Annotated in this window: 19 protein-coding genes; 12 read left to right on the forward strand and 7 right to left on the reverse strand. The window is 40.7% G+C overall.

Going from position 1 to position 21,813, the window contains the following annotated elements; all coding sequences use genetic code 11:
* Positions 1–313 precede the first annotated feature (313 nt).
* The 6 genes from TW85_RS19605 to TW85_RS19630 all read left to right on the forward strand — a co-directional run bounded on the left by TW85_RS19605 (position 314) and on the right by TW85_RS19630 (position 6,836).
* The gene (locus tag TW85_RS19605; RefSeq protein WP_046018832.1) at positions 314–1,840 is read left to right on the forward strand and encodes an ABC transporter substrate-binding protein; all 1,527 of its coding nucleotides are present in this window, start codon (positions 314–316) and stop codon (positions 1,838–1,840) included.
* Between the two features lie 54 nt (positions 1,841–1,894).
* Complete coding sequence (locus TW85_RS19610) at positions 1,895–2,875, forward strand: ABC transporter permease (protein ID WP_046018833.1); 981 nt, start codon at positions 1,895–1,897, stop codon at positions 2,873–2,875.
* A complete protein-coding gene (locus TW85_RS19615) occupies positions 2,872–3,813 on the forward strand; it encodes an ABC transporter permease (protein WP_046018834.1) in 942 nt (313 codons plus the stop codon). Before TW85_RS19610 ends, TW85_RS19615 begins: the two co-directional genes overlap by 4 nt.
* A 2-nt stretch (positions 3,814–3,815) precedes the next feature.
* A complete protein-coding gene (locus TW85_RS19620; RefSeq protein ID WP_046018835.1) occupies positions 3,816–4,808 on the forward strand; it encodes an ABC transporter ATP-binding protein in 993 nt (330 codons plus the stop codon).
* Positions 4,805–5,818 carry an oligopeptide/dipeptide ABC transporter ATP-binding protein gene (locus TW85_RS19625; protein WP_046018836.1) on the forward strand — a complete coding sequence of 338 codons (1,014 nt, stop codon included), beginning with the start codon at positions 4,805–4,807 and terminating at the stop codon, positions 5,816–5,818. Before TW85_RS19620 ends, TW85_RS19625 begins: the two co-directional genes overlap by 4 nt.
* 82 nt (positions 5,819–5,900) lie before the next feature.
* Positions 5,901–6,836: a LysR family transcriptional regulator gene (locus TW85_RS19630; RefSeq protein WP_046018837.1), complete on the forward strand. Its 936-nt coding sequence runs from the start codon at positions 5,901–5,903 to the stop codon at positions 6,834–6,836.
* Between the two features lie 51 nt (positions 6,837–6,887).
* Here the strand turns inward: TW85_RS19630 and TW85_RS25660 are convergent, their stop codons facing one another.
* Positions 6,888–9,221 (reverse strand): EAL domain-containing protein, encoded by a 2,334-nt coding sequence (locus TW85_RS25660; RefSeq protein ID WP_052702317.1) that lies wholly within the window; start codon positions 9,219–9,221, stop codon positions 6,888–6,890.
* A 182-nt stretch (positions 9,222–9,403) separates the two neighbouring features.
* On the opposite strand from TW85_RS25660, the gene dbpA reads away from it, so the two are divergent.
* The 5 genes from dbpA (at position 9,404) to guaD (ending at position 16,693) form a co-directional block, all read left to right on the forward strand.
* Positions 9,404–10,789, forward strand: a complete 1,386-nt coding sequence (gene dbpA / locus TW85_RS19640; RefSeq protein WP_046018838.1) for an ATP-dependent RNA helicase DbpA — start codon at positions 9,404–9,406, stop codon at positions 10,787–10,789.
* A 59-nt stretch (positions 10,790–10,848) separates the two neighbouring features.
* Positions 10,849–11,229 carry a hypothetical protein gene (locus TW85_RS19645; RefSeq protein WP_046018839.1) on the forward strand — a complete coding sequence of 127 codons (381 nt, stop codon included), beginning with the start codon at positions 10,849–10,851 and terminating at the stop codon, positions 11,227–11,229.
* Between the two features lie 356 nt (positions 11,230–11,585).
* Positions 11,586–13,028: a xanthine dehydrogenase small subunit gene (xdhA, locus tag TW85_RS19650; RefSeq protein WP_046018840.1), complete on the forward strand. Its 1,443-nt coding sequence runs from the start codon at positions 11,586–11,588 to the stop codon at positions 13,026–13,028.
* Positions 13,021–15,387 (forward strand): xanthine dehydrogenase molybdopterin binding subunit, encoded by a 2,367-nt coding sequence (gene xdhB / locus TW85_RS19655; RefSeq protein ID WP_046018841.1) that lies wholly within the window; start codon positions 13,021–13,023, stop codon positions 15,385–15,387. The genes xdhA and xdhB overlap by 8 nt, the downstream gene beginning before the upstream one ends.
* Before the next feature lie 4 nt (positions 15,388–15,391).
* Positions 15,392–16,693 carry a guanine deaminase gene (gene guaD, locus TW85_RS19660; RefSeq protein ID WP_046018842.1) on the forward strand — a complete coding sequence of 434 codons (1,302 nt, stop codon included), beginning with the start codon at positions 15,392–15,394 and terminating at the stop codon, positions 16,691–16,693.
* Between the two features lie 140 nt (positions 16,694–16,833).
* Here guaD and TW85_RS19665 read toward each other — a convergent pair whose 3' ends face one another.
* The gene (locus TW85_RS19665) at positions 16,834–18,381 is read right to left on the reverse strand and encodes a HAMP domain-containing sensor histidine kinase (protein ID WP_046018843.1); all 1,548 of its coding nucleotides are present in this window, start codon (positions 18,379–18,381) and stop codon (positions 16,834–16,836) included.
* A complete protein-coding gene (locus TW85_RS19670) occupies positions 18,362–19,036 on the reverse strand; it encodes a response regulator transcription factor (protein WP_046018844.1) in 675 nt (224 codons plus the stop codon). Before TW85_RS19670 ends, TW85_RS19665 begins: the two co-directional genes overlap by 20 nt.
* Before the next feature lie 157 nt (positions 19,037–19,193).
* Between TW85_RS19670 and TW85_RS19675 the strand changes: the two genes are divergently transcribed.
* Entirely contained in the window at positions 19,194–19,691 is a 498-nt protein-coding gene (locus TW85_RS19675) for a heme-binding protein (RefSeq protein WP_046018845.1), read from the forward strand.
* 89 nt (positions 19,692–19,780) lie between these two features.
* On the opposite strand, the gene TW85_RS19680 is transcribed toward TW85_RS19675, so the two are convergent.
* The 4 genes from TW85_RS19680 to TW85_RS19695 form a co-directional block, all read right to left on the reverse strand.
* Complete coding sequence (locus tag TW85_RS19680) at positions 19,781–20,131, reverse strand: DUF2956 domain-containing protein (RefSeq protein ID WP_084616441.1); 351 nt, start codon at positions 20,129–20,131, stop codon at positions 19,781–19,783.
* A gap of 33 nt (positions 20,132–20,164) precedes the next feature.
* The gene (locus TW85_RS19685) at positions 20,165–20,662 is read right to left on the reverse strand and encodes a cupin domain-containing protein (RefSeq protein WP_046018846.1); all 498 of its coding nucleotides are present in this window, start codon (positions 20,660–20,662) and stop codon (positions 20,165–20,167) included.
* Positions 20,663–20,729: 67 nt separating this feature from the next.
* Positions 20,730–21,149 carry a hypothetical protein gene (locus tag TW85_RS19690; RefSeq protein WP_046018847.1) on the reverse strand — a complete coding sequence of 140 codons (420 nt, stop codon included), beginning with the start codon at positions 21,147–21,149 and terminating at the stop codon, positions 20,730–20,732.
* Between the two features lie 124 nt (positions 21,150–21,273).
* Positions 21,274–21,663: a VOC family protein gene (locus TW85_RS19695; protein ID WP_046018848.1), complete on the reverse strand. Its 390-nt coding sequence runs from the start codon at positions 21,661–21,663 to the stop codon at positions 21,274–21,276.
* Positions 21,664–21,813: the final 150 nt, after the last annotated feature.

Here is a 21,813-nt window from a genome sequence, read left to right on the forward strand (position 1 = left end):
GCTTAAAGTCACGGTTTATTACCTTGTTTTACATAGGAAACTGCTCAAAGCTTGGCAAGTCTTTCGAAAAACGATATTGTTATTCATCTAACATATAAGGTGTCGGGGCAGGCAAAACCTTATATTTAGCGACTTGGTTTAAATGGATTTTTACAACCAAATATAAAAATTAGAATAATAACCTTGATATAACATTCAGTTACACTATGTATTTCGTGATTTATTCCACACTTTAAATAATAAAAGCCTTAGCGACTTCTGCTTAGATAGGCTAATCCCCTGCCTTTGGTCATTTAAAATTTAAGGATAAGAAATGAAGGTTGTGGCACGCTTCATCACTCTTTTGAGTTTATTAATTTGTTCAGCTAGTTATGCGGCAACACTTCATATGGCTACGGACGCTGATCCGTCTTCATTAGATCCTCATGAGCAACTTTCTCAAGGCACATTACAACTATCTCACTTAGCCTTCGATCCTCTACTTCGCTGGAGACAAGATCATACCTTCGAGCCACGCCTTGCCACCAGCTGGAAGAGTATCGATAAACTAACGACACGCTTCGAACTTCGTAGAGAGGTTTACTTCCACTCTGGTAATGAATTTGACGCTGATGATGTTATTTATACGGTAAAGCGCCTTAAATCATCGGTAGAGTTTCGGGCATTATTCGACAATATCAAACACATCGAAAAACGAAACAGTCATAGCATTGATATTATTACCCATAAGCAAACCCCTTTATTGCTTAACTTGATGGCCTACCTTTTCCCTATGGATAAAGATTTTTATCAAGGCCGTGATGACATAGTTAAATTCGGTAATAGTTTCGCCTCCCGCAACTTATCGGGCACCGGCCCTTTTATTATTACCAGTCGAGAGCCTGGTACTCGTATTGAATTTGTTCGTAATGCCAATTACTGGGACACAAAAAGTAAAGGCAATGTTGATCGCATTGAATTCTCGACCATCAAGTCTGATGCAACAAGGCTTGCAGCTCTTCTTTCTGGCGATGTTGACTTTATCTTTCCTATCTCACCTTTAGATATGCCAAGAGTTAAGCGCAGTCGCAATATTCAATTAGTGACGTTACCAAGTACTCGAATTTTGTTCCTACAGCTTAACCAAAACCGCCGAGAAGAGCTTAAAAACACTAAAGTTCGCCAAGCGATTAACCTTGCCATCAACCAAGAAATCATTGTTGATAAAATACTAAAAGGCTTTGGAACAGCAGCAGCACAACTGAGTGCTGATGACTTCTTAGGCCATCTAGATTCACTGACTCCACGTTTTGAACTAGATAAAGCACGCCAGTTAATGCGTGAAGCAGGCTATGAAGAAGGCTTTAAAATCAGCATGATGGCGCCGAATAATCGCTATATTCATGATGAGAAAATAGCGCAAGCAATCACAGCAATGCTGGCGAAGATTAAAATCAGAGTGGATCTAAAAACCTTACCTAAAGCTCAATATTTTCAGGAGTTTGATAAGCGTTCAGCCGACATTATGATGCTAGGTTGGCAGTCTGACACCCTAGATTCTAATAATATTTTTGAATTTATCATTGCCTGCCCAGACGCAAAAACGGGGTATGGTGTCTACAATGCAAACGGCTATTGTAACCCTAACCTAGATAATCGTATTAAGTCTGCCAATCGTGAATTAAACCCTGAAAAGCGTATTCGCTTATTACAGCAAATCGAATCAACCATAGCGCAAGATGCTGTGATTGTTCCAATTGCATGGGAACACCTTGCTTGGGGTGCTAAGCAAAACGTTAATATTAAAGACGTGATTAATTCTCAAGATTGGCCTTATTTAGGTGACCTTGTCATAGACTAAGTCGTTAGCCTCTTCTATTAATAAACCACAGATTCCAAAAAGAACGATTATTAGATGTTAATATTTTTATTACGAAGATTGTTACAAGCCTGTGTGGTGATGACAGTTATCAGCATTATCAGCTTTGTCATTCAAGACAGCCTTGGCGACCCAGTTCGACAAATGGTTGGGCAAAGCGTCTCTCCTGCTGAGATAGAGCAAATACGCCAAGAGCAAGGTTTTAATGACACCAAGTTTGAACAATACACACGCTATGCAAAAAACGTCTTACAAGGAGACTTTGGCACCTCTTATTTTTATAAGGAGCCCGCATTAGATGTCATTTTGAAAAAGCTGCCTGCGACTTTTGAACTCGCTTTTTCCGCAATTATCATCATTATTATGGTCTCTATTCCATGTGGTATTTTTGCTGCCATTCGGCCTAAAAACATACTCGCCAGATTTTTAATGTTCTCCAGTACCATTGGCTTGTCTGTTCCGATTTTTATTGTCGGTATCTTTTTACTTTATACCTTTTCTATTGAATTACAGTGGACACCTAGTTTTGGCCGAGGCGATACCGTCTTAGTCTTTGGTATTTGGGAGACAGGCTTTCTAACCTTAGATGGACTTAGTCATTTGATCTTACCAAGCTTCTCTTTAGCCATTGCTCTGCTGCCTATGTTTGTCAGGCTGATTCGCTCTGAGATGTTAGAAGTGCTGCACTCAGAATATGTAAAGTATGCTTGGGCAAAAGGCTTGTCACCTGCACGTATCTACTTTGTGCACGCCTTTAAAAACACCATGTTGCCAATTATAACCATTGGTGGCATTCAAGTAGGCACTTTGGTTGCTTATACCATTTTGACCGAAACCATTTTCCAATGGCCTGGCATGGGGAGCTTATTTCTGGATGCCGTAAACCGAGTAGATAGTCCGCTTATTTCCGCTTACCTTATTGTAGTAGGCGCTATTTTCGTTATTTCAAACACCCTAGTTGATTTAATCTACGGCTATATCAACCCTACTGTTAAACTGGCGAGTCATGGCCTATGAAGTATTCAGTTAAAGAGTTGTCTCTTCTACCCATTAGTAAACAAAGATGGAAACATATTTGGAATGGCTTTCTAAGTGATAAACTTGCCGTTCTATCTTTGGTTATCTTTATTTTCTATTGTGTGGTTGCACTAGCGGCTCCACTCATCGCACCGTTTGATCCTTATGATCCTCAATTTATGGATCTTGAGAATTCAGAAATTGCCCCCTATTGGATAAGTGGTGATGAACGCTTTCTATTAGGCACAGACGCCCAAGGTAGAGACCTACTCTCCACCATTTTATATGGCACACGCCTATCTTTAAGCATAGGTTTATTAGCCGTTATTATTCAGGCAGGATTAGGCATTTTTATTGGTTTAACTGCAGGTTACGCTGGCGGCAGACTCGATAACTTTTTCATGCGTTGTGCGGATATTCAACTGTCTTTCTCCACCATGATGATTGCGATCGTTTTTCTCGCTATATTTCAGACCTTGTTTGGCAGTGACTATTACCAACAACTTGCCATGATAATGCTCATACTTGTTATTGGTTTGGCTGAATGGCCTCTTTTTGCAAGAACTATACGTGCCTCCGTATTGGCGGAAAAGCAAAAAGAATATGTAGATGCTGCAAGAATTATGGGCATTGGCCCTATGCGTATTATGTTCAAACATATCTTGCCAAATACCATGTCTCCTTTATTAGTTATTTTTACGATTCAAATTGCTAACGCGATTGTGGCTGAGGCTGCCTTATCCTTTTTAGGCTTAGGCATGCCTGTTTCTGAGCCTTCTTTAGGCTCATTAATTTCCATTGGCTTTAGCTACGTATTTTCTGGCGCTTGGTGGATATGCATCATTCCTAGCGCAACCTTGATCCTTCTTATCTTAGTCATGAACCTATTAGGGGATTGGTTAAGAGACCACTTAAATCCAAAGATTTACAAAGACTAATTATGACCTTATTAGACGTAAGAAATTTAAATGTCTGCTTTGGTTTAAAGTCAGGCGTTATGCAAGCTCTTTATGATGTGAGCTTTAGCTTAGAAAGAGGCGAAAGAGTTGCTCTTGTGGGTGAGTCTGGTGCGGGAAAATCCATTCTAGGTTTCTCGATTGTGAACCTTATCAGCAAACCTGGTTTTATTGAGTCGGGCTCAATTAAGCTAGATGGTAAAGAATTAACACAATTGTCTCATCGTCAATTGAGACATGTACGTGGCAAGCGTATTGCCATGATATTCCAAGACCCCATGATGACGCTTAATCCTGTTATCAGTGTTGGCGTGCAAATGGTTGAAGCGATTCGCAGCCATACGACCATGAGTAAAAAAGATGCGAAGAAGATAGCCATAGATAGACTTGCTCAGGTACAAATTCCATCACCAGAACTCAGGTTTGATCAGTTTCCTCATGAGCTTTCTGGAGGTATGAGACAAAGGGTTATTATCGCGATTGCCATGATACTCAACCCTGACATCATTATTGCCGATGAGCCAACAACAGCCTTAGATGTGACCATTCAAGCTGAGATTCTTGAACTACTAAAACACATGTGCGAAGTCTGTAATGTCGCCCTAATATTGATCACCCATGACTTAGGCGTAGTCTCTCGTGTGGCAGAACGTACCATGGTTATGTATGCAGGTCGTATTGTAGAAGAAGGCCCGACCCTAGAAATAATCAATGATCCACAGCATCCTTATACTCAAGGCTTATTAAGTGCTTTACCGCAAATGGCACTGCCAGGGCAAAGGCTTAACCAAATTACCGGCAGTATGCCCTCTCTCATGAATCGCCCTAGTGGTTGTGCTTTTCATCCTAGATGCAAATACGCGACAGAGAAATGCAGTGTAGAACAGCCAGGGTATATTTATTCAGGCATTTCAACCGTAGCCTGTTACATGGTTGAGGATATGTTAAGTGAATTTTCGGAGTACGACGAAGTATGAAACAATCGCCGTTAATTCAGTTAAGTGGAGTAGAAAAGCGCTTTGATATTGAGCAAAGTTGGCTTAACGAAATCCGCTTTAATAAAGGCAAGGTTAGCCGTAAAAAAGAACAAGTACATGCACTAAATGGCGTAAACCTCACCATTCAAAAAGGTGAATCCTTATGCGTTGTTGGCGAAACTGGCTGTGGTAAATCTACCTTAGCACGGGTCATTATGGGCCTTAACTCGCTAAGTGCTGGACAAATTCATTATCAAGATCAGCGCATTGATAATCTTAATGAACGCCAACGAATGCTATTTAGACGTAGCATGCAGATGATTTTCCAAAATCCATATGCTTCATTAAATCCAAGAATGACAATCTACCAAACATTATCTGAGCCAGTGTCTTTCCATAACCCGCAACTCTCTCAAGACGATGTGGATTATAAAGTGGCAAAGCTGATGGAATCTGTCGATCTAAGCCCTGACTTGAGTGATTACTACCCTCATGAATTTTCAGGCGGTCAAAGACAGCGTATAAGTATTGCTCGCGCTTTATCTGTAGACCCTGATTTTATTGTGGCTGACGAACCACTAGCAGCACTCGATGTGTCTGTGCAAGCACAGGTTCTCAACCTGATGATGGATAAACAAGAAGAACGAGGCTTAACCTATCTTTTCATAACCCATGACCTTACCGTGGTAGAGCACTTTTCCAACCGTGTTGCGGTTATGTACTTGGGTAAAGTATGCGAACTCGCAGACACCAAAACCCTATTTAAGAGCCCTAAACACCCTTATACTCAAGCACTGTTATCTGCGATACCTAGACTAGATGACAACTCTATCCAACCTATTCGTCTAGTTGGTGAGGTGCCCACCCCTTTTAACAAACCACAAGGTTGTGTGTTTCAAGCAAGGTGTGCACATGTAAATGAGCGCTGCAAACACGAAGAACCTAAAATGGTACTGCATGATGACTTAAGCTCTGTTGCTTGTCATGCCATGGAAGAGGGACGAATTTAATGACTAAATTTTCTCTCTTTTGTTTAACAATTTTAAATGAAAATAATAATGATAAAGACACACTATCTTTGGAGGCCTCATTATGGAAATAAGGTGGCTTGAAGATTTTATTGCATTAGCAAGAACGAGACATTTCTCCCGTGCGGCAGACGAACAACATGTGACTCAACCTACATTTAGCCGACGCATAAAACTACTTGAAGATGAGATGAAGGTAACTCTCATTGATAGAAATACCCTGCCTTTGTCTTTAACGCCAGCTGGGGATGTCTTTCTACAAAGTGCCGAACTCATCACCCGACAATTAAGAGATGCGAAAGAGCGTTGCCAAGAGATCCGTAAGCAAGAAGAGTCACAGGTTAGTTTTGTTACGACTCAAACCTTGTTCTTAAGCTTTTATAAGGATTGGTTAGAGCCCTTTTGCCAAAGCATCAACCTAGATATGGACGTTAATATGAAGTCCAGTTCTTGGGCGGCGGCAGACTTCGTGAATGCTTTGGTTGAGAAGCAATGTGACCTAATGCTTTGTTTCTGGCATCCTGCCATCAACTTTGTTCGTGGCCTAGATGAAGAAAACTATGAATACCTTGTGATTGCCCAAGAAACCCTAGTGCCTTATAGCGCAACAGACGAAGACGGTCAGGCAAAATACAGCTTACCTGGCTCAAGGCGTAAACCACTTCCTGTTATTAGCTATACAGAAAGTACTTTTTTACAGCCTGTTATCCAACATCATTTGCAGCGTCAGCGTGAGGTTGCTCAACTACAAACCTTGAGTGAAAACCTACACTCAGTCAGTGTAAAGGCCATGGTTAAGGAAGGTTTTGGTTTAGGTTGGTTACCAGAGCGTCTTATGTCGGATAACCTAGAATATGGCAAGGTAGTACAAGCGGGTGAAAAGCAATGGCATATTCCATTAGAAATCAGATTATATAAATCACGTTTTAATCAGAACCCGAATCTCATCGCCTTCTGGCAACAACTGGTTAATGAGCTAAAAACCTCTCCCATCCGTTAACAAAAAAAGGTGCTAAATAGCACCTTTTTTCTTTAGAAACTCTGTTATTCACTAGCCATCTTCAGCTAATAATGACTGTTTAATTTTTTCATCATTAATCGCTAAATGATCGGCATGGAATGCTTCCCCAAATAAGAAACCTTGGCCTATCGTACAACCTAGCTCACGCAGCCTGTCTAATTGCTTATGACTGGTAATGCCCTCTGCGACTACCTGTAAGTTTAATGTTTGGCTCATCTTAATAATGGCTGCTGTGATCGCTGCGTGGTTCACATCTTCAATCATATCGCGAATGAAGACCTGATCAATTTTAATACAATTGAAAGGTAAGTCTTTTAGGTAGCTCAAGCTAGAGTAGCCTGTTCCAAAATCGTCTATGGTGATCTTTACACCTAAACGGCTCACCTGCTGTAATAGCTTAGAGCAACGTTCTGAGTCTTCAATTAACATAGACTCGGTGACTTCTAACTCAACTTGATCAGGAGAGATATCATAGCTATTCAAGTTTTGTAGCAAGATGGAGAAAAAGTCATCTCGTTTTAGTTGAGCAGCGGAACAATTCATCGCAATAGGAGGAACGGTTAAGCCTTGAGACTGCCAAGCAGCTATTTGTCGACATGATTGCTCTATTACCCACTCACCAAGAGGCAGAATAATGCCAGACTGTTCAGCGATCGGAATAAATTCCATCGGTGAAACTGGGCCTAACTCTTCATCATTCCAACGTAACAAAGCTTCTAACCCCACACATTCAAGTGTGTCTAAATTTACCTTAGGCTGAAAATAAAGTCTTAGTTGGCTATTCTGCATAGCTAAACGTAAACGGGTTTCTATCTTCACATTACGAGCTAAACGAGCCCCGATATCACCATCATAAAAATGGTAAGTAGAACGCCCCAGAGCTTTAGCCTTGTACATCGCCATATCGGCATTTTTCACCAAGGTCATAGCATCGTCGCCAAAGTTTGGATATAGAGCAACACCAATACTACAACCTATCGTTAGAGTACGATTATCAATTAAATAACTGTGACTAACTTGGGTAATCACTTCATGGCAAAGAATTTTTAAATCATCATGGCTCATCTTGCCATTAAGTTCTATGAAGGCTAAAAACTCATCACCACCTAGACGGCCTAGTACAGCATCAGAAGGCCAAACCGACGTTAACCTTTGGGCAACTTTATTAAGTAACTTGTCACCCACTTCATGACCAAAAGCTTCGTTCACTGTTTTAAAGTGATCTAAATCCATAAAGATAACAGCAAGATCACCTTGCTTTTGTTTGCTCTTTAAAATGGCTTTATCTAGCTTTTCATGAATAAAATATCGGGAATATAGGTTCGTTAAATCATCGATTTCTAACTGATGATTTACCCGTTTCATCATGCCTAAAAACGACGAATTTAAACTGCGAATATAAATACTTAAAAACACCGCCAAAATAAGTAATGCGACAACAGGTAATAGAATAGAACCCCAGTCATATAAGGCAATACTGGTATCTAGGTAGCTACTCTCCAGTAGCCAAATCCTACCTCCGTAGATAATTTGTGTTTGATCAAATTCTCGCTTTGACCACTCAGGAATATCGGCAGAATGGGAACGGTAAAAGTAGTTTTTAGCCTCAATTGAATCAGTAATATCTGATAAGCGAAATAACAAATCATGATCAAACTTGAGGCTAATCGCCTGTAGCATAGAACTCATATCGAAGGAGACAGCAACGACTCCTAACCAATTTTCTTTATTACTACTTCTATTTGCCTCATCTTTATAAACATTTTTACTTAGCACATAAAGGCTAGAAGATTGGCTTGGTTTAACGATAAAATTATCATTAGCGGTTTTTGGTTTGATCAGTTTTGCTTGTCGTGTATTCCAGTCTTGGGTTCCCTCATAAAGAAAGAAAACCCCTTTTTCTAAAGTATCTACGCCAATAAAGCGCTTATCAGGAAAGGCGTAAGTAATCGGCAAGTAAAGCGGGCGCTCGCCTTCAGGCAAAATTCGAAATGGGCCATTGGACCTTTGAGTTCGATCGGCAATAAAATTTTGCTTTTGTGTCGCTAATACAGACTCAGCATAAAAGCTGTTATAGACAGGGATTCTTTTGTGGTTGATCAAGGTTTGGCTAAAAGTATCAAACTCTAGAGCCGAGACGAACTGACTAGAATGAAATAAGGCAGCTAAACCCGCAACCTCTAATTCATAACCATTCAAAGCATTGATAATAGATTCATTAAGTTGCTGACCAGCTTGTTCCTGGTTAGCTGCAATACGATTATTGTCTTCACGCAGTAGACTAAATAAAACAATAAGAGCGCAAAGGGATACAAATAAAAAAACGACAAGATGAGCTTGCTTTAGATATCGCCCTTTCAACAAAATTTAGCACCTTAATTAAAAATTGAATGTCTCAAATAACACATTAAGCCAGCTTCAAGAATCTATCCACTATTAAATAGCGAATCTTTAGCTAGATAATTAAAATATCACACCACTCATTTAGCAGTATCTGATATCATTTTGGCCAAATATCCCTTCATTTATTAAATTTCAGGTAATTTGTGGCTAACTTCTCCCATAACTTAGATATACAACTTCCAACAAAACTCACATCTCTATTATCAGATTTAGGTTTTGAAAGCTTCACGCCCATCCAAGCAGAGACTTTGCCGAGTATTCTATCAGATAATGACATTCTAGCGCAGGCTCAAACAGGTAGTGGTAAAACTTTAGCTTTCGCAATTGGTATGTTGCTAAAGCTTAATCCTCGTTATTTTGGGGTACAAGGCTTAGTCATGTGCCCAACAAGGGAGTTAGCAGATCAAGTTTGTAAGGAAATACGCAAAACAGCCCGCTTTCTAGAAAATATTAAAGTGCTAAGTTTGTGTGGCGGTATGCCATTTGGACCACAAATAGGCTCTCTAGAACATGGCGCTCACATTGTAGTAGGTACTCCGGGTCGTCTATTAGAGCACGTACGCAAAGGCACTTTAAGATTAGACAGTCTTAACACCTTGGTTCTAGATGAAGCAGACCGTATGTTAGATATGGGGTTTGTCGACAGCATTCGTACTTTAGTCGAAAGCACACCTAAGAAACGTCAGACTCTAATGTTCTCAGCAACCTACCCTGAAACTATTGGCGAAATTAGCGCAGAGTTCCAACGCAACCCAAAAACCATCAAGGTTGAAGCAACTCAAGAATCAAAACCTGATATTAAGCAGTTCTTTGTAAAGAGTAATAAGGATGATAAACCTTATGCGCTTATGAGTGCTGTACGTTACCAGAATCCAGAACAAGCAATTGTTTTTTGTAATACCAAGCTTGAATGTCAAACAATTGCAGATTTCTTAGTCGATCATAAGATCAGCGCTAAGGCGATTCACGGCGACCTAGAGCAAAGAGACAGAGATCAGGTCTTAGTGCAATTTAGTAATGCTAGCTGTCGTATTCTAGTCGCAACCGATGTGGCTGCCCGTGGTATTGATGTAAAAGAAGTTGATACTGTCATTAACTATGACACAACACGCGACATCGATGTTCATACCCACAGAATTGGCCGTACTGGGCGTGCAGGCAATAAAGGGGTTGCAATTAACCTAGTAACAGATAAAGACTCATATAAAGTGAAAGACATAGAAGAAAGGTTTGAAATTCAAGCTGACTATTTAGATCTTGACCCTAAGTATGATGCTGAATTCCGTCTAATACCTAGCATGACAACGATTTGTTTTGATGCTGGTCGTAAAGACAAGTTAAGACCTGGCGATATTGTTGGCGCATTAACAGCAGGTGTAGGCCTTGCTAAGGACGAAGTCGGAAAAATCAATGTTTTCGATCGCCGAGCTTATGTTGCTATAGCAAATAAACAAGCTAAGTATGTGGTCAGCGAACTACAAACGAAGAAAATTAAAGGCCGTACGATTAAAGTACGCATCGTACGCTAATAGCAAAACAGGTCCGGTTAATACTATTAACTGGGCCTCTGTTTTATAAAGGATGATCTATGGCTGCATTTCACTTCTTGTTTAACTTGTATGCTCGCTGGCAAATCCCTCTCTTTTTGATTGGCTGGATTGGCATTAGCCTAGCAACTCTGCTTCCTGCAGAACAACTCCCTTCAGCACCAGGATCAGATAAGCTTCATCACGTTTTAGGTTTTGCGGCTTGGGCAATTATGCCTGCGGCGGGTGATTTTAGACGCTTCTCTTTCATTTGCCTCTTTATCGCCTTTTGGGGCGGGGTTATCGAAGTCATTCAACCCTATGTTAACCGCTATGGAGAGTGGGCAGATTTTGCTGGCGACCTTCTTGGCGTTACCATTGTCTTTCTTCTTGTACTTCTCATCAGAAAATACCCTCTCATTAAGCGCCCTCACCAAGCCTAATTGAGTTATCTAGGAAGGCTCACTTTTGCCTTCTTAGATACAAAACCTAACTTTAACCTTCGTTTTTTAAACAAAAACTGAATTACCATTCTTTTTTATAAGAAATTTATAAAAATTCATTTTTGACATATCTCAAGCAAAATCAAATAAATTCAAGATGATACCCCTGTCATGTCAGTCACCAAGTGAAAAATCACCAATTTTTTTCACATAAGGAAAAAAGAAAGTCTCAAAAATCTTTGACCGATCGGACAATGTTTAGCTAGAATGAAAATACATAATAACTAAAGTACGTCATAATTTATGAGTGATTCAACAGTCATGAATCCTCATAAAAAGGCACAGGAGGATACACCTTGATCCAGTTTTTACTTAATCAGGAATTGCGCAGCGAGCAGAATCTTGATCCAAACTTAACCGTATTGAATTATCTGCGTGAGCAGGTTTCCAAAACAGGCACTAAGGAAGGATGCGCATCGGGCGATTGTGGGGCATGCACAGTTGTCGTCGCAGAACTGGATGGTGATGCATTACGTTACCGCACACTTAATGCTTGCTTAACTTTCGTTTCAGCTCTACACGGCAAGCAACTGATCACGGTTGAAGACCTAAAACAAGACGACAAGCTTCACAGCACACAACAAGCAATGGCCGATTGCCATGGTTCTCAGTGTGGCTTTTGTACACCAGGTTTTGTCATGTCTATGTTTGCAATGCAGAAAAACACTGACGGCTATGATAAAGAAACAGCAAGTGAAGCCCTTGCTGGTAACCTATGTCGCTGTACTGGCTACCGCCCTATTTATGAAGCCGCTGAACAAGCTTGTAATACAAAGGAAGTGGATTTCTTTGATGCGACTGAAGTGTCTACCGTTGACCGTCTGAAACAAATTCCAGCCGGTGGCGCATCGCTTTCTGATGGTGAAAAAGTAAGCCTAGTGCCTACAACAACAGCTGAACTTGCTCAAATGTATCTAGAGCACCCAGATGCTAAGTTATTAGCTGGCGGTACAGACTTGGCTCTTGAAGTAACTCAGTTCCACCGTCCTATCGGTAAACTCATTTATGTCGGTAATGTAAAAGACATGCAAGAAGTATCGAGTACCGAAGATGAAATCATCCTAGGTGCGGCTGCATCCTTGTCTGATTGCTACACAGCACTTTCTGCTGAATACCCTGATTTTGGTGAACTACTACATCGTTTCGCTTCACTACAAATTCGTAACCAAGGCACACTTGGTGGCAACATAGGTAACGCTTCTCCAATTGGTGATACACCACCATTATTAATCGCGTTAAATGCAGATATTCAATTGCGTCAAGGAGACAAAACACGTCGCCTACCGATTGAAGAGTATTTCTTGGATTATAAGAAAACCGTTCAGCAATCTAGCGAATTTATTGAAAAAGTATTTGTGCCTAAAGCCAAGCTTAATCAGTTTAAAGCTTACAAATTATCTAAGCGTCTTGACGATGATATCTCTGCAGTTTGTGCAGCGATCAATATCACTGTAGAAAACAAAGTTGTAACTGATGCGCGTATTGCCTTTGGTGGCATGGCAGGTATCCCTAAGCGTGCTGACAATGCTGAAAAAGCCTTGATCGGCCAAGCTTATACAGAAGAGAACATTGAATTGGCTTGTACCGCACTGGCCACTGACTTCACCCCTCTCACCGATTTCAGAGCGTCTAAAGAGTACCGTACCTTGAGTGCGCAAAATCTACTTCGCAAATACTTCGTTGAAACCGAGTCTGCTCAATCTACTTACACGCAAACAAGGGTGACCGCTCATGTCTAGTCAATTCATTCAAACAAAAACACAAGCTGAACTAGAATCCATCTTTAAAAAAGACCTTAAAACAGGTGTTGGCCGTTCTATCAAACATGACAGTGCTGACAAGCAAGTAAGTGGTGAAGCGCTTTATATCGATGATAAATTAGAGTTTCCAAACCAATTACATGTTTATGCTCGTATGAGTGACCGTGCCCATGCAAAAATTCTTAGCATAGACACAAGCCCATGTTATGAGTTTGATGGCGTAGCCATTGCGATTACAGCAAAAGACGTTCCTGGTAACCTAGATATTGGTCCTGTTGTTTCTGGTGACCCTCTGCTTGCTGATGATCTTGTCGAATACTATGGCCAAGCAGTATTGGCGGTTGCCGCAAACGATCATGAAACAGCGCGTAAAGCCGCTATGGCAGCCATCATTGAATATGAAGATCTAGAGCCTGTTTTGTGTGTTGAAGAAGCTCTAGAGAAAAAACACTTTGTACTTGATAGCCACCAGCACGTTTTAGGTGACTCAAAAACAGCCCTAGCGAATGCAACGAACCGTATTCAAGGTAAGTTACATATTGGTGGTCAAGAGCACTTCTACCTAGAGACTCAAATTGCTTCTGTTATGCCGACTGAAGACGGTGGCATGATGGTATTCAGCTCTACTCAAAACCCAACAGAAGTACAAAAACTGGTTGCCAGTGTACTAGGCGTAGATATGCATAAAGTCGTTATCGACATGCGCCGCATGGGTGGTGGTTTTGGTGGTAAAGAAACGCAAGCAGCACTACCTGCTTGTATGTCCGCTGTTATTGCTCGCTTAACAAATCGTCCAACTAAAATGCGTGTGCCTCGTATGGAAGACATGATGATGACAGGTAAACGTCACCCATTCTTCGTTAAATACGATGTCGCATTTGACAATGACGGCATGATTGAAGGCATCGAAGTTGATCTAGCAGGTAACTGTGGTTATTCACCAGACCTTTCTGGCTCTATCGTTGACCGCGCTATGTTCCACATTGATAACGCTTACTTCCTTAAGAATGCCACAATCAATGGCCATCGTTGTAAAACGAATACCGCATCTAACACGGCTTACCGTGGTTTTGGTGGCCCTCAAGGTATGGTTCCGATTGAAGAAATTATGGATTCCATTGCCCGTAATCTAAATAAGGATCCATTAGATGTTCGTCGTACCAATTACTATGGTAAAGACGACCGTAATGAAACGGCTTATCACCAAACTGTTGAGCACAATATTCTTCCTGAAATTACAGAAGAGATCTTAGCAAGCAGTGATTATTATGAAAGACGTGAAGAGATTAAAGCCTTCAATGCCGAAAGTCGCATCCTGAAAAAAGGTCTGGCGATGACACCGGTTAAGTTCGGTATCTCATTCACAGCCACTTTCTTGAACCAAGCTGGTGCTCTAATCCATGTTTATACAGATGGCAGCATCCGTATTAACCATGGTGGTACAGAAATGGGCCAAGGCTTGAACACCAAAGTAAGACAAATTGTCTCTGAAGTGTTCCAAGTTGAAGCTGAGCGTATTGAAATTACAGCAACCAATACAGACAAGGTGCCAAACACCTCACCAACAGCCGCATCATCTGGTACAGATTTGAATGGTAAGGCAGCTCAAAATGCGGCACTGACTATCAAGCAACGTCTTGTAGAGTTTGCAGCTAAGCACTTTAATGTTGAAGAGTCTCAAGTTGAGTTCAACAACAGTCATGTGCGAGCGGGTGAAAACTACATGGCCTTTGAAGAAATCATTCAGTTGGCTTATTTCAACCAAGTATCTCTTTCTAGTACAGGTTTCTATAAGACTCCTAAAATCTACTATGATCGTGATAGCGCAAGTGGTCGTCCTTTCTACTACTATGCATACGGCCTCGCATGCTGTGAGGTACTAGTAGATACCTATACTGGTGAATACAAGTTCCTACGTACTGACTTGCTACAAGATGTGGGTGAATCATTAAACCCTGCGATCGATATTGGTCAAGTTGAAGGTGCTTTTGTACAAGGTATGGGTTGGTTAACCACAGAAGAGCTAGTTTGGAATGATAAAGGCCGTCTGATGACATCAGGACCTGCAAGCTACAAGGTACCTGCGATTGCTGATATGCCGATCGACTTCCGTACTAATCTAGTTGAAAGCCGCAAAAACCCAGAAGATACGGTTTATCACTCGAAAGCCGTTGGTGAACCACCATTTATGTTAGGTATTGCTGCTTGGTGTGCAATCAAAGATGCGATCGCATCCGTTGCAGATTACAAGTATCAACCAGAAGTTGACGCACCAGCAACACCTGAGCGTGTTCTGATGGGTATTCAAAAGCTTCGTGAAAAAGCGAAAGGGCTATAAGATTATGACGACTCAATTAAAAGCATGGCGTTCGGCCATTTTACACTCCATAGCTGACCCTGCAGAGGTGGGAATTGAAGCGTCGTATGAGTATTTTGAAGATGGTCTTTTGGTTACCGAGGGCGATAAAATTATCGCGCTTGGTAATGCAGAAACACTATTACCAGACTTCCCAAATGCGCAGCTTAGTGAACATAAAGACTCTTTAATTGTTCCTGGTTTCATTGATACTCATATTCATTACCCTCAAACGGGTATGATCGCCTCTTATGGTGAACAGTTACTGGATTGGCTAAATAACTACACTTTCCCAGCGGAAAACAAGTTTCAAGAAAAGAGCCATGCCCTGGAAGTAGCGGATGTATTCTTAAAAGAACTACTTCGCAACGGTACAACAACCGCCCTAGTATTTGGTACGGTTCATAAAGAGTCTGTTGATGCTTTCTTTGAAACGTCTGAGCAATACAACCTGCGCATGATCTGCGGTAAGGTAATGATGGACAGAAATGCGCCTGAGTACCTAACTGATACACCAGAATCAAGCTATGAGGACAGCAAAGAACTGATCGAAAAGTGGCATGAAAAAGGTCGTAACCATTATGCGGTTACCCCTAGATTTGCACCAACAAGTACCTCAGAACAACTTTATAAAGCGGGGCAGCTTTTAGAAGAATACGACAACCTCTACATGCACACTCATTTGTCTGAAAACAAAAACGAATGTGAATGGGTTCAGTCATTATTCCCAGATACAAAGAACTACCTAGATGTTTACGACAAACATAATTTATTAAGCGAGCGCTCTGTATTTGCTCATGGTATTCATTTATGCGATCACGAATATACTCGCTTATCTGAAACTGGTTCTGCCATAGCATTTTGCCCTACATCTAACCTTTTCTTAGGAAGTGGTTTCTTCAACTTAAGCAAGGCGGAAGAGTTCAACGTCAATATTGGTCTAGGTACTGATGTAGGCGCGGGGACAAGTTTCTCTATGCTTGAAACAATGAATGAAGCTTACAAAGTGATTCAAATGCAAGGCGAGAAACTAAGCCCATTTAAATCACTTTACTTATCAACACTTGGTGGTGCGAAAGCATTGAGGCTAGAAGATAAGGTAGGTACTTTAGAAGTAGGTACAGAAGCGGATTTCCTAGTTTTAGACTACAAAGGCACTCCTTTGCTAGATTACCGTTTAGCCCAATCTAAAACGCTAGCTGAAACCCTATTCGTATTAATGACAATTGGTGATGACAGAGCAATCTCTCACACTATTGTTGCTGGCGAATGCGTTCATAAACGTTAATTAAAGTTCACGACTTTTACACCAAGTTAACGCTAAGAACGAAAATAAAATAGTTAACTGAGCTCTACAGCTAACTATAAAAACGGTCAAACTTTCTCCGGTTTGACCGTTTTTTATCTTTCTCTTTATCTTTCTAAAAGCTAGCGAGTAGAAGAGGAAGGCTGACTAAGCAAAACACAAAACTCACTCCCTACCCCCAACTCTGATGAGACGCTAATACTGGCATTTAAACTATCCAGCATAACCTTAACCATAGCCAATCCAAGACCATAACCCGATTGTGAACGGCTATGATCCACTCGATACAAACGCTCAAATATCGCTTCTTGTTTGTCGGCTTCAATACCTATACCAGTATCTTTCACACTGATAAAACAATCATGGCCTTTCATACCCCAACACAATTGAATCTCATCACCTCTTTCACTGTACTTAATACTATTATCGACAAGGTTAACCAGTATTTGCGTTAAGCGTTTTGGATCTGTTTGACAAACAATATCAGGTACTTGATTAGCACTTAACCCAATCCCCTTTTCTTCTGCTATTTCTTCATACCAAGACATAACATTTAAACTTAGCTCTTTTAAGGAGACGCTATCTTTTACTATCTCATGCCGCCCGATTGCCTCATCGTTAATTTTCATCAGAGTCGTTAATAACCCCGTTGCTTGTGATGCCGATTCAGCGCAATCAGATAAAGCTGCAACCAGCCGTAAGACCTCATTTTTGTGATACACAGTTTCATCTGAAAGATCTGAGTGAGAAGAAGCTAAAGCTTTTTCCGTACTAAGCAATATCCTGGAAAGTGGTGTCCTTAAGTCATGTGCGATCGCGTCTAAAGTATGAGACATACTTAAGTTTGCCCCCTTTAAGCTGTACATAACTTGATTTACACCTTGGTTTAGCGCCTCCAACCCTTTACTCGCATGGTGACGTTGTTTCTCTTGTAATTTAGCCTCAACAGAAAGAGCTGACATATCTAAAAGCGCTTCTTGCTCTGATACACCTTGCCCTACTTTATGATTATCTAAGCCTTTGGCTAAAGCATGTAGAGGCTGTAAAGTGTCGCCAATCAAACGCCATACAATAAAGCTAATAAGAATTGATAGTAACGCTAGTATCAAACCGACAAACACCCACTTTTCAATTAAGGCTGAAAGCTTAGCGGGTACATTTAAAACCAACCAATACTCAACATCATTTACCTTTTGTTTGCCTTCCTCTAATGGCGCTTTCTCGGGGCTTAATTTAATCGATAAGTAAGGTTGAGCGAGCAAAAAGTCTAACCAGCTAGAATCAGTTAAAAGAAATGCGTCGAGAGAAATAGGTGTTTGATCAATAGCTACACCAGCAATAAAATCTTGGTTAACTTTACCTGTCTGCTTAATAACACTCATGGAATTATCGAGCAGCTTTTCCGGATAACTTAACAGGACATGCTCAAGTTTATCGCTGGACTCAAAAATCAAAAGCCTTTGATACTCACTCTTAAGACTTGTCATCATTTGCTTAGCTTGGAAGTCTTGTTGATAGATTAGTAGTGCCGTCACTATTAATTGAATAGCAACAAAGCAAAGCATCAAGGTGAGAACAAAACGGGAAAATAACTGCCCTTGGGCAAGACGAGTCGTTGTTTCAATACCACCTTGGCTTACACTCTCACCTCTAGTCTGTTTTAAGGACATAACCCACTCCTCTGATGGTATGAATCAAAGAAGAGTCAAAATCTTTGTCTAACTGAGCTCTGAGCCTACAAACTAGCACATCTACCACATTTGTTTGAGGGTCAAACTGATAGCCCCATATGCTTTCTAAAATCACAGTTTTAGAAAATACTCGCTCAGGTTGCTGTAAAAATAACTGCATCAAAGCAAACTCTCTTTGCTTGAGTACAATTTCCTTATCATCTCGATATAATTTACGACTCAAAAGATCTAGCTTAAGCCCTTGGTAAACAAGTTGATTAGTCACTTGTCCTTTTTTTTGTCGTGTAAATAAGATGTGGCAGCGTGCTGCTAATTCGGCAAAAGCAAAAGGTTTGATTAGATAGTCATCCGCACCAGACTCTAAACCTTTTACTCTCTCTTCAACTGTGTGTTTTGCGCTGAGAATGATAATAGGAATGTCATGACCTTCTCCTCTTAAGTGCAACAACACTTTCTCACCACTCCAAGTTGGCAACATTAAATCTAAAATGAGCAAATCATATTCTTCACTATTTGCTAACTGGTAACCTTCATAACCGTCAGCACAAACAGTGACTTGGTAGTTGAGCTCTTCAAAGCCGAGTTGTAGAAAATTACTGATATGTTGGTCATCTTCAATTACTAAAATTCGCATAGATTCTCTCTTTCTTAGCAACCTGTAAGACTAGCACGCCTCAAGCCTATCACTGCATTACAAAGCTGTAATCTTAGCGCAAGGTGGTTGCAAGCTGGGCCAGATAGACTGGCTACCAACTTCAAAGCAATACTCACTTTAAGAGGGAATGTGTCATATGAAATCAATCATCAAGAAAATTACAGGCGTGTCTCTAGTTCTAATGTCAGGCCTAGCCACAGCACAAGAGTCAGAACAAACTCATACTTTCACTCAGCTATCGTCTTCGACAGCCATGTCTCTAGCTGTTACTGGTGTGAGTGAATGCGCCAAAGATAACTACAACGTGACAACCACAGTAGTCGATCTAGCAGGCCGTGTACTGGTACAACTTAGAAACAATAATGCAACTACACATACACTTGAAAGCTCTCGTCAAAAAGCCTTTACCGCAGTTAGCATGAAGCAACCGACAGCTAACCTAATGAAGTTAATTCAAGATAAGCCAGTCCTTAGACCATTACAAAATATGGATGAAAACTTATTGTTCCTAGCTGGCGGTATTCCATTAAAAATTAATGACCAAATTGTAGGTGGTATTGGCATTGGCGGTGCACCAGGTGGTCACCTAGATGTAGCATGCGCAGAAGCGGCGATTAAAAGAGTGATGAAATAGAAAGAAAGATAATGGAGGCCCCTAGCGTGGCCTCCTATCTATAATTAAAAGGCTTTAAGACTTTTTAATTGAATCCTAAAAGGCCCGTTTTAAAAACGGCCTGATTGTATTAGATAAGCGATAAAACCAACCCAACTTAAGCCTAATAAACCCCAAGCCAGCTTACTCTGCTGTATTATCACTTCAGCTTCTCTAGCTTCTTCAGGAAGTTCAGTATTGGCTTGAGCTTGAGACTCAGCCTTTTTCTGTAACTTATTCTTCTCTTTGTCTAAAGCGCGAGCCTTTTGTTTATGGCGCTTTTTATACTCTTCAATACCCTTTTGAATACCCTGAGCAATCAACTTAGTTTGTTCTTTCGTTTGACCAGGTTTCTGAGTTGCTTTTGCCATTTTCATAGCGTCTTCAACCACTTCATTTGATACTTTATTTTTCTTCGACACAAACTGACCTTATTCTGTCTTAAACTGAGTTAATTATGCTTTCTTCCCTGCCACAGGGGTAGCTATATTCTCGATATCTACCAAACTCCAAGGCAGGCCTTTTTGGCGATAAATACGTTTATTCAATTTTGTATAATCGGCCACATCATGATCAAGGCGTTGCCCTATGACAATACACTTAAGCATGTTATCTGACGTATTAAGTAGTGTATGAGATAGCCCGCCAGCTCTATAGCCAATAAAATCACCAACACCAACTTCAAAACACTCTTCGCCGATAACCGCTGTACCTTCCCCTTCTAGAATATAAACACACTCATCTTCATGATAATGACAATGCTGCTCTGTCGATTCACAGCTAGGCTCAATTTCAATAATATGAAATCCAAAGCCTGTTAAGCCAGCCAAGTCGCCAAGGGATTTATTCTTACGCTTAGCTTTTACGTTTAGAAAATGGGTTTTATCTAAGCCTTCCATCGAATCAATCTCAGATTTTTTAACTAGGTAGGTATCTTTTTTTGAAGCAGACATGAAAATTCCATTCCTTTAGTGAAAGAGAAGTATTTGCAAAGTAGATTAAGGCTTGAGTACGATGAGTTCAAGAGACGCCATGTAACACGCCCCACAAGCTTCCCCAACGTTCTAACTTTTCTGACGAGCTCAATAGCTTAGGTTGAATTTGTATGGGTTCATCTAGTTGATCAGAGCAATGAAGCAGATCAGAATTAACGGCACCTCGTAGTTGGCCATTTAAATGACACCCTACAACCAACAAATCATGGCATTGATTACAATAATAGAAGTTAGCCAACTGGTCTCCAGTTTGACTAATAAACACCTCAGCACCAACTAATTCAATTCTCATATTTGGATCACTGATAATTCTTGATGGATGGCTTAGACAATAATCGCAATCACAAACCCGCGGATTAAATTTACTAAGAGGTTTATCTACTTTTATTTCAAGCTGCCAGTGGTTGCAGCTGCAAGCACCTTTGTAGTGCATCTTCATAGGCATTCATAATCCCTTAAGAAATTAAGAAAAAGGGGCTAGTACTAGCCACTCTCGTTACATTTCTAATACGTCTTAACTTTCTCAAAACTTCACTTTTTCAAATCTTTGCTTTCACAAAAATGGTTAACTATTTCAGAGAGTGAAAGCCGATATTATTGCCATCAGGGTCTTGAGCTATTGCGATAAAACCATGCTCGCCAATAGACATTTTAGGCGCAATTAACTTACCACCGGCAGTTTCAATTCTGCTTTGCTCTACTGAGCAATCTTCGCAATTGAAATACACAAGTGTACTATTACCTCCCGCTTCAACCCCTTCCATTTTACATATTGCGCCACTGGCGCCCGCCTCTTCCTCCATAGGAAAAGCCCACATTTCAGGTTGAGGGAAATCTGATTTTACCTCTGGATTATCCAAACGGGTAAGCGCTTGCCCAAGCACAGTTTCGTAAAACGTCTTCGCCCTAGCCATATCATTAACATAAATCTCAAACCAACAAACCGCATTTGACTTCATTTTAACCGCCTCCATGTTAGATAGCTGAACCCATACTATAGCAGTATTTTTATTACGTATAAGGTTGCATTTAGCGCTAATAGCAACACTTACTAAATTGAGAAATCTAAAGTCTTGTTCCCATGTTCTGAGGCTGTGAAAGAATTAACG

Origin of the sequence: Marinomonas sp. S3726 (genome assembly GCF_000967665.1) — a bacterium.
GTDB lineage: Bacteria > Pseudomonadota > Gammaproteobacteria > Pseudomonadales > Marinomonadaceae > Marinomonas.